Consider the following 12,659-nt stretch of genomic DNA (forward strand, 5'->3'; position numbering starts at 1 on the left):
GCGCATCCGCCCGGCTCGGCCGCCCGATCTACTTGATCATGTAGATCGTGGCGAAGAGGCCGATCCAGACGACATCGACGAAGTGCCAGTAGTAGGACACGACGATGGCCGCGGTCGCCTGCTCGTGGGTGAACCTCTTGGCCGCGTAGGTGCGTCCGAGGACCAGCAGGAAGGCGATGAGACCGCCCGTCACGTGCAGGCCGTGGAAGCCGGTGGTCAGGTAGAAGACCGAGCCGTACGGGTCTGACGAGAGCGACAGGCCCTCGTGCTTGACCAGCTCGGTGTACTCGAAGACCTGACCGCCGATGAAGATCGCACCCATCACGAACGTGACGATGAACCACATCCGGAGCTTCTTCACGTCCCCGCGCTCGGCGGCGAACACGCCGAGCTGGCAGGTGAGGGAGGAGAGCACCAGGATCGTGGTGTTCGTCGCCGAGAACGGGAAGTTCAGGGTGTCGGCCTTCTCCGACCAGAACTCCGGACCGGTCACCGATCGCAGGGTGAAGTACATCGCGAAGAGGGCCGCGAAGAACATCAGCTCGGAACTCAACCAGATGATGGTTCCGACGCTGGTGAGGTTCGGCCGGTTGACCGACGGGTGCGCGTGCCCGGTTTCTACTGTCGTTGCTGTCGCCACGACCGACATTATGTCGGTCGCTTATCCCGCCCTCACTCCGGGGGGTGCCGTTCGGAGTGTTGCTCCCTTCCGTACCGGTGCTGACGTGGTGTTCGAGGGAGTAGCATCCGCGCATCGGGCCTGTCCTTAAGACGCTGACGTCACGGAGGAACAATGCAGCCGACCGCCACGGTGCTGGTCTACAGCGACGACTCCAACACCCGCGAACAAGTTCGGCTGGCGACGGGGCGCCGTCCGGCACCGGACGTTCCGCAGGTGGAGTTCGTGGAGTGCGCGACCCCCGCCGCCGTGATCAAGGAGCTGGACAAGGGCGGGATCGACGTCTGCGTCCTCGACGGCGAGGCCGTGCCCATGGGGGGCATGGGGGTGTGCCGGCAGATCAAGGACGAGATCTTCGAGTGCCCGCCCGCGCTGGTGCTGATCGGGCGGCCGCAGGACGCCTGGCTCGCGACATGGAGCCGGGCGGACGCGGCGGTGACCCTGCCGGTGGAGCCGGTGGAGTTCGCGGCGGCGTTGGCCTCCCTGCTCCGCAGCAGGCAGGCGCTGAGCGCCTAGATCCCGTCTACACGGACTCCGGCCTCAGGCGAGCCTGTACCTGGGGCCCGGGGACTTCCTTCGTGCCGCCGACCAGGGCGCTGCCCTCGCGCCAGTTCTTCCAGTCGAGGTTCCAGTCGCCGTAGCCGTTGCCGAAGGGGGCCATGGTGTCGCCGGCCGAGTTGACGACCTCGACGATGTCGCCCTCGTTGATGGTGTCGTAGAACCACTGGGCGTTGGCCATGCTCATGCCGGTGCAGCCGTGGCTGACGTTGGCGTACCCCTGGGAGCCGGTGGACCAGGGGGCGGCGTGGACGTACTCGCCGCTGTTGGTGACCCTGACGGAGTGGTGCACGGTCAGGTCGTAGAAGTCGGACGCACCTATGCTGGCGCTGGTCATGCGAACGGTACCTTCCTTGGCCAGCACCACTTTGACCCCGTTGCGGGTGTCGTAGCCGGGCATGCCGGTGGTCACCGGTATCTGCTTGATGACCTCGTCGTTCTTGTAGACGGTCATCTGGTGCGCGGCCGCGTCCGTGACGGCGACTATCTTCGCGCCGGTGGTCAGCTCGATGGGCTCGGCCTTCCCTCCCCAGAGCCGGTCGCCTATCTTCAGGCCCTCCAGGTTGCTGTGCACCCGGATGGTGGCCTCGGCGGGCCAGTACTCCTTGGGCCGGTAGTGCAGCTTCTTGTCGTCCACCCAGTGCCAGGCGCCCTCCGCGGCGGGGGTGGAGTCCACCTTGAGCGCCCGTTCGACGACGGACCGGGCGGCCTTGTCCTTGACCGGTCGGCTGAGCTCGGCGGTGACGGGCTGGCCGACGCCGTACCTGCCCTCCTTCGGTCCGAAGGTGACGTTCAGGCGCTTCTTGGTGAGCGGGCGGCCGGTGTCGAAGGCGACGGTCTCGCGGCCGGGCGCTCCGTCCTCGTCCTCGGTGCTCACATGGACCGTGTAGCGGGCGTTGGCTGCGAGCGGTGAGGTGGAGCGCCAGCGACCCCCGTCGGCGGAGAGTTCGCCCGCCACGTAGCGTCCTGCGGCGTCCACGGCGGTGACGTCGGTGATGCGTCCGTCGTCCTCGGCGGTGACTTCCAGCGGCTTGTCCGGGTCGGCCTTCTCGCCGTCGCCGGTGGGGGTGTTGAAGGAGACGTGGTCGGCCGCGTCGTAGGGCGTGCCGGAGAGGGGGTGGCCACCGGAACCGCAGGCGGCGACGCCCACTCCCATGGAGACCACCAGCAGCGTGCAGCCGACGACTATGCGGTTACGGGGTGAGGTGCTCATGGGTTCAACGTAGGAACGGCCGTCGGGTGCGGCGCGTCGGGTGAGCCGTGTGGGCTACGTGCGGTGTGGCGAAAGGGGGAAGCCCGGACCTCCTGTCGGAGTGTCCGGGCTTCCGTGCGCGTGGCGCGTGCTACTGGCGCTCGCTACTGGTTCTGGTTCTCGCCGCGGTAGTACTCGAAGACCCAGCCCCACAGGCCGATCAGGATGATCGGGGTGGAGAAGTACAGCAGCCACCAGCCGAAGACGACGCCCATGAAGGCGAGCGCGCCACCCACGCCGAGGGCGAGGGGCTGCCAGCTGTGCGGGCTGAAGAAGCCCAGCTCACCGGCGTCGTCCGCGACGTCGGCCTCCTTGTCGTCCTGCGCGCCCACGTCGACCCGCCGGGCCGTGAAGGCCAGGTAGTAGCCGACCATGATGCACAGGCCGAAGGCCAGGAAGAGCGCCGTGGTGCCGGCCGGCTCCTTCGACCACACGCCGTAGACGATCGCCATGGCGAGGACGAAGACGCTCAGCCAGATGAACATCTTGCCTTGGACCTTCACTTGCCGGCCTCCTTGCCGCTGGTCGCCAGCTCGTTGGCCGCCGGGCCGCCGTGCGCGAGCTGTTCGAGCGCGGCGATCTCCGGGTGGTGCAGGTCGAACGCCGGGGATTCACTGCGGATCCGCGGCAGGGTGAGGAAGTTGTGCCGCGGCGGCGGGCAGGAGGTCGCCCACTCCAGGGAGCGGCCGTAGCCCCACGGGTCGTCGACGCCGACGGGCTTGCCGTACTTGGCGGTCTTCCACACGTTGTAGAGGAACGGCAGGATCGACAGACCGAGCACGAACGAGGCGATCGTGGAGATCGTGTTCAGCGCGGTGAACCCGTCGGCCGCGAGGTAGTCCGCGTACCGGCGCGGCATGCCCTCGGCGCCCAGCCAGTGCTGGACGAGGAAGGTGCCGTGGAAGCCGATGAACAGCGTCCAGAAGGTGATCTTGCCGAGGCGCTCGTCGAGCATCTTGCCCGTCATCTTCGGCCACCAGAAGTGGAAGCCGGAGAACATCGCGAACACCACGGTGCCGAAGACGACGTAGTGGAAGTGCGCCACCACGAAGTACGAGTCGGAGACGTGGAAGTCCATCGGGGGCGAGGCCAGGATGACACCGGTCAGACCACCGAAGGTGAAGGTGATCAGGAAGCCGGTGGCCCACAGCATCGGCGTCTCGAAGGACAGCGAGCCCTTCCACATCGTTCCGATCCAGTTGAAGAACTTCACGCCCGTCGGTACGGCGATGAGGAACGTCATGAAGGAGAAGAACGGCAGGAGCACACCGCCGGTGACGTACATGTGGTGCGCCCACACCGTCACCGAGAGGCCGGCGATCGCGATGGTCGCGCCGATCAGGCCCATGTAGCCGAACATCGGCTTGCGGGAGAAGACCGGGATGACCTCGGAGATGATGCCGAAGAACGGCAGGGCGATGATGTACACCTCTGGATGGCCGAAGAACCAGAAGAGGTGTTGCCAGAGCAACGCGCCGCCGTTGGCCGCGTCGAAGACATGGGCACCGAACTTGCGGTCCGCCTCCAGGGCGAACAGCGCGGCCGCGAGGACCGGGAAGGCGAGCAGGACCAGGACACCGGTCAGCAGCACGTTCCAGGTGAAGATCGGCATGCGGAACATCGTCATGCCGGGCGCGCGCATGCAGATGATCGTGGTGATGAAGTTGACCGAGCCGAGGATCGTGCCGAAGCCGGAGAAGGCCAGACCCATGATCCACATGTCGGCGCCGACGCCCGGGCTGCGGACGGCGTCCGACAGCGGGCTGTAGGCGAACCAGCCGAAGTCGGCCGCACCCTGCGGGGTGAGGAAGCCACCGACCGCGATGAGCGAGCCGAAGAGGTACAGCCAGTACGCGAACATGTTCAGCCGCGGGAACGCCACGTCGGGCGCGCCGATCTGCAGCGGCATGATCCAGTTGGCGAATCCGGCGAACAGCGGCGTCGCGAACATCAGCAGCATGATCGTGCCGTGCATCGTGAACGCCTGGTTGAACTGCTCGTTCGACATGATCTGCGTACCCGGGCGGGCGAGCTCGGCGCGCATGAAGAGCGCCATGACGCCGCCGATGCAGAAGAACGCGAACGACGTGACCAGGTAGAGCGTGCCGATCGTCTTGTGGTCGGTGGTCGTCAGCCACTTCACCACGACGTTGCCGGGTTGCTTGCGCCGTACCGGCAGCTCGTCCTCGTACGAGCCCTCGGCGGCTGCAGCACCTTGAGGTTCGTTGGTGATGCTCACAGCTGGTTCACCTCGTGGTCCTTCTCGTGCTGCGTCTGCTCGATGCCCGCCGGGACGTACCCCGTCTGGCCCTTCTCGGCCAGCTCCTTGAGGTGCTGCTCGTACCGCTCCTGGGAGACGACCTTCACGTTGAAGAGCATCCGGGAGTGGTCGACGCCGCACAGTTCGGCGCACTTGCCGAGGAAGGTGCCCTCCTGGTTGGGCGTCACCTGGAACACGTTGGTGTGGCCCGGGATGACGTCCTGCTTCATCAGGAACGGCACCACCCAGAAGGAGTGGATGACGTCACGCGAGGTGAGGACGAAGCGGACCGTCTTGCCTTCCGGCAGCCAGAGGGTCGGGCCGGGGTTGCCGGTCTGCGGGTTCTTGTCACCGGGGATGCCGCAGGTGTACACGCCGCCCGCGTTGTCCGGGAACTGCTTCTTCCACTTGGTCGGAATCGCGGCCAGGTTCTCGTCGGTCTTCGCGTCGCCCGTGGAGCCGTCGACGTTCTCGATGTAGTTGAAGCACCAGCTCCACTGGAAGCCGACCACGTTGACCGTGAGGTCGGGCTTCTTCGACGTGTCGAGCAGCTTCGACTCGTCGCGAGCGGTGAAGTAGAAGAGCACCGAGACGATGATCAGCGGGACGACCGTGTACAGCGCCTCGATGGGCATGTTGTACCGGGTCTGTGGGGGAACTTCGACCTTGGTGCGGCTGCGCCGGTGGAAGAAAGCACTCCACAGGATCAGGCCCCACACCAGCACGCCCGTGGCGAGCGCGGCCGCCCACGACCCCTGCCACAGGGAGAGGATCCGCGGAGCCTCTTCCGTGGTCGGGGTGGGCATACCCAGGCGGGGGAAGTCCTCCCATGTGCAACCGGTGGCGGTCGCCAGGACCAGGCCTGCGGTCATTGCCTGCAGCAGCTTCCGCCGCATCGGGCGCCGCGGCGAGCGGTCGGAGCCGTTGGGACTCACGTAGCGCCTTCCCGAGAGTCTCGCCCGCGCGGTATGGCTGCGGCCTTCTCGCTGGTCGGTCGCCGCCCTGCGACGGGCAGGGGTTTGGATGTTTATGCGGACCAAACCCTACTGGACGCGTTTTGGGGTCGCGCGGGGAGGGGGGCCCAACTCGCCGGGGGTCACTTGTAGCGGCTACTCGGGGTGCCGGGTGCGCCTAATAGCTCGGGGGTTCGGGTGATTTGGCGGGTGCGCGCACGTTGTGGCCGTTCGCGCAGTTCCCCGCGCCCCTTTGTTGTCGGCCCGAGGCTTTAGCGTTGACCTGTGGGCTACTTCGACTCTGCATCCTCCGCTCCCCTTCATCCCGTCGCGCGGCAGGCGCTGATGGCTTCGCTGGACGAGGGGTGGGCCGATCCCGCGCGGTTGTACCGGGAGGGGCGGCGGGCCCGGCTGTTGCTCGACGCGGCCCGGGAGGCCGCCGCCGAGGCGGTCGGGTGCCGGGTGGACGAGCTGGTCTTCACCTCGTCGGGGACGCGGGCCGTGCACGCCGGGGTCGCGGGGGTGCTGGCCGGGCGGCGGCGGGTGGGGCGCCACCTGATCGTGTCGTCCGTCGAACACTCTTCGGTGCTGCACGCGGCGGAGGTGCACGAGGCCGACGGCGGGACGGTCACCCGGGTGGCGGTGGACCGTGCGGGGTCGGTCGCCGTGTCCTCCTACGCCGAGGCGCTGCGGCCGGACACCGCGCTCGCCTGCCTCCAGTCCGCCAACCACGAGGTGGGCACCGAGCAGCCGGTGGCCGAGGTCGCGGAGGTGTGCCGGGCGGCGGGCGTGCCGCTGCTGGTGGACGCGGCGCAGTCGCTCGGCTGGGGGCGGGTGAACGGGGACTGGTCGGTGTTGACCGGCAGCGCCCACAAATGGGGCGGGCCGTCCGGGGTCGGACTGCTCGTCGTCCGCAAGGGGGTGCGGTTCGCGGCGCAAGGGCCCGCCGACGAGCGGGAGTCGGGGCGGGCGGCCGGCTTCGAGAACATCCCGGCGATCGTGGCGGCCGCCGCCTCGCTGCGGGCCGTACGGGCGGAGGCCGCCGAGGAGGCCGTACGGCTGCGGGAGTTGACGGAGCGGATCCGGGCGCGGGTGCCGGCGCTGGTGCCGGACGTGGAGGTGGTGGGCGACCCGGAGAGCCGGCTGCCCGGCGTGGTCACCTTCTCCTGTCTCTATGTCGACGGGGAGACATTGCTGCACGAGCTGGACCGCGAGGGTTTCTCCGTCTCCTCCGGGTCCTCCTGTACGAGCAGCACGCTGACGCCCAGCCATGTGCTGCGGGCCATGGGGGTGCTGAGCGAGGGGAACGTCCGGGTGTCACTACCGCCGGGGGCGGCGGCCGAGGACGTCGAGCGGTTCCTGTCGGTGCTGCCGGGGGCGGTCGCGGCGGTGCGGGAGAAGCTGGGGGCGCCGGTGACCGCCGCCGTGACGGCCGTACAGCGGGACGCCCTCGTCGTGGACGCCCTCGGCAAGCGGTGCCCGATCCCCGTCATCGAGCTGGCCAAGGTGATCGGGGACGTCCCGGTCGGCGGCACCGTCCGCGTCCTCTCCGACGACGAGGCGGCCCGCCTGGACATCCCGGCGTGGTGCGAGATGCGGGGCCAGGAGTACGTGGGGGAGGAACGGGTGGAGCGGGGGTCGGCGTATGTGGTGCGCCGGGTGAGTTAGCGGGCCGCTTGAGGGCCGCAGGCCCAAAAGGGGCGTGGGGAACCGCGCGACCAGCCACGACGGACCCGCGGCCGACAACGCGCCGGCCGCGGCACCCCCGTAGTCGCAAGGCCCCCTCAGCCCAGGTGCTTCTTCACTTCCGCCGCCGCCTCGTCCCCGTACGCCTTCTCGAACCGGTCCATGAAGTGGGCCCGCCGCAGCTGGTACTCCTGCGTCCCCACCGTCTCGATCACGAGCGTGGCGAGCATGCAGCCGACCTGCGCCGCCCGCTCCAGCGAGACGCCCCAGGCCAGCCCCGACAGGAAGCCCGCGCGGAACGCGTCGCCGACACCCGTGGGCTCGGCCTTGCGCTCCTCCTCGGGGCAGCCGACCTCGATGGGGTCCTCACCGGCCCGCTCGACCCGGACACCGCGCGCGCCGAGCGTGGTCACCCGGTGGCCCACCTTCGCGAGGATCTCCGCGTCCGACCAGCCGGTCTTGGACTCGATGAGGCCCTTCTCGTACTCGTTGGAGAACAGGTACGTGGCGCCGTCCAGCAGTATCCGGATCTCGTCGCCGTCCATGCGGGCGATCTGCTGGGAGAAGTCCGCGGCGAACGGGATGTTCCGGGAGCGGCACTCCTCGGTGTGGCGGAGCATCGCCTCCGGGTCGTCCGCGCCGATGAGGACGAGGTCGAGGCCGCCGACCCGGTCGGCGACGGTCTTCAGCTCGATGAGGCGGGCCTCGCTCATCGCGCCGGTGTAGAAGGAGCCGATCTGGTTGTGGTCGGCGTCCGTGGTGCAGACGAAGCGGGCCGTGTGCAGCGTCTCGGAGATGCGCACGGAGGAGGTGTCCACCCCGTGGCGGTCGAGCCACGCGCGGTACTCGTCGAAGTCGGCGCCGGCCGCGCCGACCAGGATCGGCCGCGTGCCGAGCTGTCCCATGCCGAACGCGATGTTGGCGCCGACACCGCCTCGGCGTACGTCGAGCTGGTCGACGAGGAAGGAGAGGGAGACCGTGTGCAGTTGGTCCGCGACGAGTTGGTCGGCGAAGCGGCCCGGGAAGGTCATCAGATGGTCGGTGGCGATGGAGCCGGAGACTGCGATACGCACGGCGAGGACACACTCCTGCGGAGGGAGGGGGATTGACAGTTCACGCTACCGGGTCGTCCGCGTGCGCTGAAGCAGGCGAAACTACCCGATAGTAGGTCTTTCTTCGTGGGGTTTCCGGTGCGTACGGTGCCGTTATGACGAACACCAAGATCCACGGCACCGTCCCGTTCGACCCGGACGGCGGCCTCGCGGCGCTGCGTGGCGACTGCGCCCGCATGGTTCCGCACTGGGCGGCCCCCGCGAAGGTCATTACGGCTCCGGTGTCTCCTTCGCTCATCCACGGGGTGACGGTGCCGGTGACGTCCGCTCGGCTGGTGGACGCGATGCCGGAGTACGGCGACTGAGGGAACCGTCGGCTCCTCCGCCGCGTCCCATCGCTGTCCCCCGTATAGGGGAGGCGGCGTACGACCTGCCGAAGGAGCGATGCGGTGAACTCCGAACGACCCGACACCCCCGAGAACCCGGCCGAGGGCCCGGAGCCCGACGCCACGGAGGGACTCGGGGTCGCCGGGGACGAGGCCCCCGAGACCGACGCGACGGGGACGGCCGAGCGCGCCGGGAAGGCCGAGGGCGCGGCGGAGGCCGGGAGCGCCGAGGAGGCCGAAGAGGTGGAGGAGCCGGAGAAGGCGGGGGAGCCTGCCGATCCGGATTCGGCCCCCGCTCCGGCTGCCGTTGCCGCTGCCGAAACAGATTCGGCACCCGATTCGGCTCCGGCTGTCGCTTCCGATCTTTCCCCCTCCCCCTCCCCGCGGAGCGTCCCCGCCGCGCGCCCTGGGCGTTCGCGGTCGCGGCTGGTCGTGGCTTCCGTGGTCGCCGCCGTGTTGGTGGTCGGCGGGGGCGGGGCGCTTCTCGCGTCGACCTCGTCCGGTGGTGCCGGCGGTGGGTCCGGCTCGCCCGGAGGTGACGGCACTCCCCCGCCGCTCGCGCTCGACGGGTATGGCGGCGGTGGTTCGAACGGCATCGCGCCCGGTGAACCCGACCCCAGCGGGGTGACCTACCGCGCGGACGGTGATCTGCCCGAGGGTCCCGGCTCCGCCGCGGTCCACACGGTCAAGGGCGAGGTGACGGCCGCGGAGGTCACGCGCCTGGCGAAGGCCCTCGGGGTGGAGGGCGTACCGACCGCCGAGGGCGAGGCCTGGCGGGTGGGCGCGGCCGGGGACGGTTCGGGGCCGGTGCTGCGGGTGAACAAGCAGGCGCCCGGGACCTGGACGTTCAACCGGTACACGCCGGGTACCGACAACTGCCGGAAGGTCGACGTCTGCACGTCGGGCACCGCCGAGGGCGGGGACCCGGTGAGCGAGGCGGTCGCCAGGAAGGCGGCGGCGCCCGTCCTCAAGGCCGTCGGGCAGGACGACGCCAAGATCGACGCCGGTCAGCTCATGGGCGCCGTACGCGTGGTGAACGCCGATCCCGAGGTGGGTGGACTGCCCACGTACGGCTGGTCGACCGGTGTCCAGGTCGGCGCCGACGGCCAGGTGGTCGGCGGCAGCGGCAACCTGAAGTCGCCGGTGAAGAGCGACACGTATCCCGTCGTCGACGCGGAACGGGCGCTGGAGCTGATGAACGGCTCGGGCCAGGGCGTCGGCGCCGAGCGCGGCGGCATCGGCGGCTGCACCGGTCCCGTACCGCTGGCGGGCGAGAACGGGGCGGCCGGGGAGAGCGGGACGGTCGTGGCGGACGAGACGCCGTGCGAGCGGACGACCGCGCTGCCGAAGCCGGAGCCGGTCACCGTGGAGAGCGCGGTGTTCGGGCTCGCGTCGCACGCGGTGGACGGCCGCCCGGCGCTGTTGCCGTCGTGGATGTTCGAGGTGCGGCCGGCGGGGGCCGGGGACAGCTACACGGTGACGCATCCGGCGGTCGACCCGGCGTTCCTGGCCGCTCCCGAGGCCCGTTCGGAGCCGACCGAGCGGCCCGGCGAGCCGGGTGACACACCGCCGACCGGCTCGTCCGCGCACAAGGTGAAGGTGCAGGGCTACACCGTCGACGGCGACGAGCTGACCGTGTCCTTCTGGGGCGGCGTGTGCAGCGACTACGCGGCCTCGGTGAGCGAGGAGCCGGGCGAGGTGAAGGTCACCGTGACCGAGGCCCCGAGGGAGGGCAAGGTCTGCATCATGATCGCCAAGGTGGTGGAGCGGACGGTGTCGCTGGACGAGCCGCTGGGCGACCGGAAGGTGGTCGGCTCGGACGGCGCGACGATCCCGGAGGGCGGGATCGGGGAGATGGAGCCCCGGTAGCGGCCCCGGCAGCCGTCCCGGTACGAGGACGCCAGTGGTACGACGAAGGCGGCGACCCCCTCCGCGGGGGTCGCCGCCTTCGTCGTACCACTGGCGCGCGTGGCGCCACCGCGCGGGCGGGGCTCAGCTGAAGGAGTCGCCGCAGGCGCAGGAACCCGTCGCGTTCGGGTTGTCGATGGTGAAGCCCTGCTTCTCGATGGTGTCGACGAAGTCGATGGTGGCACCGCCGAGATACGGGGCGCTCATGCGGTCGGTGACGACCTTCACACCGTCGAAGTCCTTCTCCACGTCGCCGTCGAGCGAGCGCTCGTCGAAGAAGAGCTGGTAGCGCAGGCCGGAGCAGCCGCCGGGCTGAACGGCGACGCGCAGCGCCAGGTCGTCACGGCCTTCCTGGTCGAGCAGGGCCTTGACCTTGGCCGCGGCGGCGTCGGTCACGATGATGCCGTCGGTGACGGTGCCGGTCTCGTCCGATACGGACATCTACATCTCTCCCGGGTTGTACGGAGACTGCTTGCCGACGATTGCAACCGCCGGGGCCCCGGATTCATTCCGGGCCGCGCGGAATTTCGTGCGCGTCTCTCTTCATGCTCGCACATGGCCGGTGGAACCCGTCCCGAACTCCGCGCCGGGATTCATGTCACATCGACGCTATGGGCATCGTCAACGTGACGTGAAGCGGTTATGATAGATAGCGTCAATTCGACGAAAAGGATAGCCCGAATGTCCCGCCGACCCTCCCCCGGGCGGCGAGCCGCAGAACAGAAAGGGTGCGTGTCGTGACCACCGCCCAGACCCAGGAGCTCGACGTACAGCCGACGCCCCTCGCCCTGCTGCTGCTCGGCCGCGAGGCCGACCCGAGGAGCGAGCGGGGTGTCGAGTGCCCGGGTGACCTCCCCTCCCCGTCCGACCCCGATCTCGTGGAGCGCGCCCGCGCGGCCAAGGAGAAGCTCGGGGACAAGGTCTTCGTGCTCGGCCACCACTACCAGCGCGACGAGGTCATCCAGTTCGCGGACGTCACGGGCGACTCCTTCAAGCTGGCCCGCGACGCGGCGGCCCGCCCCGAGGCCGAGTACATCGTGTTCTGCGGTGTGCACTTCATGGCCGAGTCGGCGGACATCCTCACCGGTGACGACCAGAAGGTCGTCCTGCCGGACCTGGCCGCCGGGTGCTCGATGGCCGACATGGCCACCGCCGAGCAGGTCGCCGAGTGCTGGGACGTGCTGACCGAGGCCGGCATAGCCGAGCAGGTCGTGCCCGTCTCGTACATGAACTCCTCCGCCGACATCAAGGCCTTCACCGGCAAGCACGGCGGCACGATCTGCACCTCGTCGAACGCGAAGCGGGCCCTGGACTGGGCCTTCGAGCAGGGCGAGAAGGTCCTCTTCCTGCCGGACCAGCACCTCGGGCGCAACACCGCCGTACGGGACATGGGCATGTCGCTCGACGACTGTGTCCTCTACAACCCGCACAAGCCGAACGGCGGCCTGACCGTCGAACAGCTGCGGGCGGCCAAGATGATCCTGTGGCGCGGCCACTGCTCGGTGCACGGCCGCTTCAGCCTGCAGTCCGTGAACGACGTACGGGAGCGGATCCCGGGCGTCAACGTGCTGGTCCACCCCGAGTGCAAGCACGAGGTCGTGGCGGCGGCGGACTACGTCGGGTCGACCGAGTACATCATCAAGGCGCTGGAGGCCGCGCCCGCCGGTTCCAAGTGGGCCATCGGCACCGAGCTGAACCTCGTCCGGCGACTGGCGAACCGTTTCGCTCCCGAGGGCAAGGAGATCGTGTTCCTCGACCGCACGGTCTGCTTCTGCTCGACGATGAACCGCATCGACCTGCCCCACCTGGTGTGGACCCTGGAGTCCCTCGCGGAGGGCACCCTCGTCAACCGCATCGAGGTCGACAAGGAGACCGAGGCGTTCGCGAAGCTGGCGCTGGAGCGGATGCTGGCGCTGCCGTAACCC

Annotated in this window: 12 protein-coding genes; 5 read left to right on the forward strand and 7 right to left on the reverse strand. The window is 69.4% G+C overall.

Annotation, left to right across the window (positions count from 1 at the left end):
• Positions 1-28 precede the first annotated feature (28 nt).
• Complete coding sequence (gene ctaE, locus L3078_RS12625; protein WP_033528179.1) at positions 29-649, reverse strand: aa3-type cytochrome oxidase subunit III; 621 nt, start codon at positions 647-649, stop codon at positions 29-31.
• 144 nt (positions 650-793) lie between these two features.
• Between ctaE and L3078_RS12630 the strand changes: the two genes are divergently transcribed.
• Complete coding sequence (locus tag L3078_RS12630; protein WP_239753536.1) at positions 794-1,195, forward strand: response regulator; 402 nt, start codon at positions 794-796, stop codon at positions 1,193-1,195.
• Between the two features lie 7 nt (positions 1,196-1,202).
• On the opposite strand, the gene L3078_RS12635 is transcribed toward L3078_RS12630, so the two are convergent.
• The 4 genes from L3078_RS12635 to ctaC form a co-directional block, all read right to left on the reverse strand.
• On the reverse strand, positions 1,203-2,450 hold the full coding sequence (locus L3078_RS12635; RefSeq protein ID WP_239753537.1) for a L,D-transpeptidase: 1,248 nt from the start codon (positions 2,448-2,450) through the stop codon (positions 1,203-1,205).
• A 143-nt stretch (positions 2,451-2,593) separates the two neighbouring features.
• Positions 2,594-2,992, reverse strand: coding sequence for a cytochrome c oxidase subunit 4 (locus tag L3078_RS12640; protein WP_033528182.1), 399 nt, complete (start codon positions 2,990-2,992; stop codon positions 2,594-2,596).
• Complete coding sequence (ctaD, locus tag L3078_RS12645) at positions 2,989-4,728, reverse strand: aa3-type cytochrome oxidase subunit I (RefSeq protein ID WP_239753538.1); 1,740 nt, start codon at positions 4,726-4,728, stop codon at positions 2,989-2,991. The genes L3078_RS12640 and ctaD overlap by 4 nt, the downstream gene beginning before the upstream one ends.
• Positions 4,725-5,684, reverse strand: coding sequence for an aa3-type cytochrome oxidase subunit II (gene ctaC, locus L3078_RS12650; RefSeq protein ID WP_239753539.1), 960 nt, complete (start codon positions 5,682-5,684; stop codon positions 4,725-4,727). The genes ctaD and ctaC overlap by 4 nt, the downstream gene beginning before the upstream one ends.
• A gap of 303 nt (positions 5,685-5,987) precedes the next feature.
• On the opposite strand from ctaC, the gene L3078_RS12655 reads away from it, so the two are divergent.
• Complete coding sequence (locus tag L3078_RS12655) at positions 5,988-7,370, forward strand: cysteine desulfurase/sulfurtransferase TusA family protein (protein ID WP_239753540.1); 1,383 nt, start codon at positions 5,988-5,990, stop codon at positions 7,368-7,370.
• A 116-nt stretch (positions 7,371-7,486) separates the two neighbouring features.
• On the opposite strand, the gene L3078_RS12660 is transcribed toward L3078_RS12655, so the two are convergent.
• A complete protein-coding gene (locus tag L3078_RS12660; protein ID WP_239753541.1) occupies positions 7,487-8,461 on the reverse strand; it encodes a carbohydrate kinase family protein in 975 nt (324 codons plus the stop codon).
• 134 nt (positions 8,462-8,595) lie between these two features.
• Here L3078_RS12660 and L3078_RS12665 point away from each other — a divergent pair, with 134 nt between their 5' ends.
• Both L3078_RS12665 and L3078_RS12670 read left to right on the forward strand, forming a co-directional pair.
• Positions 8,596-8,805: a hypothetical protein gene (locus tag L3078_RS12665; protein ID WP_239753542.1), complete on the forward strand. Its 210-nt coding sequence runs from the start codon at positions 8,596-8,598 to the stop codon at positions 8,803-8,805.
• Positions 8,806-8,889: 84 nt separating this feature from the next.
• Positions 8,890-10,695 (forward strand): hypothetical protein, encoded by a 1,806-nt coding sequence (locus L3078_RS12670; RefSeq protein WP_239753543.1) that lies wholly within the window; start codon positions 8,890-8,892, stop codon positions 10,693-10,695.
• 123 nt (positions 10,696-10,818) lie between these two features.
• Here the strand turns inward: L3078_RS12670 and L3078_RS12675 are convergent, their stop codons facing one another.
• Positions 10,819-11,175 carry a HesB/IscA family protein gene (locus L3078_RS12675; RefSeq protein WP_059080740.1) on the reverse strand — a complete coding sequence of 119 codons (357 nt, stop codon included), beginning with the start codon at positions 11,173-11,175 and terminating at the stop codon, positions 10,819-10,821.
• Positions 11,176-11,471: 296 nt separating this feature from the next.
• Between L3078_RS12675 and nadA the strand changes: the two genes are divergently transcribed.
• Positions 11,472-12,656, forward strand: coding sequence for a quinolinate synthase NadA (gene nadA / locus L3078_RS12680; protein ID WP_239753544.1), 1,185 nt, complete (start codon positions 11,472-11,474; stop codon positions 12,654-12,656).
• The last annotated feature ends 3 nt before the right edge of the window (positions 12,657-12,659 follow it).

The sequence above is a fragment of the Streptomyces deccanensis genome (genome assembly GCF_022385335.1).
In the GTDB taxonomy this organism is placed as follows: domain Bacteria; phylum Actinomycetota; class Actinomycetes; order Streptomycetales; family Streptomycetaceae; genus Streptomyces; species Streptomyces deccanensis.

What these genes read in the sequence shown, in the direction of transcription:
- ctaE (WP_033528179.1), bottom strand. Translation starts at nt 649, where the DNA reads ATGTCGGTCGTGGCGACAGCAACGACAGTAGAAACCGGGCACGCGCAC.
- L3078_RS12630 (WP_239753536.1), top strand. Translation starts at nt 794, where the DNA reads ATGCAGCCGACCGCCACGGTGCTGGTCTACAGCGACGACTCCAACACC.
- L3078_RS12635 (WP_239753537.1), bottom strand. Translation starts at nt 2,450, where the DNA reads ATGAGCACCTCACCCCGTAACCGCATAGTCGTCGGCTGCACGCTGCTG.
- L3078_RS12665 (WP_239753542.1), top strand. Translation starts at nt 8,596, where the DNA reads ATGACGAACACCAAGATCCACGGCACCGTCCCGTTCGACCCGGACGGC.
- L3078_RS12675 (WP_059080740.1), bottom strand. Translation starts at nt 11,175, where the DNA reads ATGTCCGTATCGGACGAGACCGGCACCGTCACCGACGGCATCATCGTG.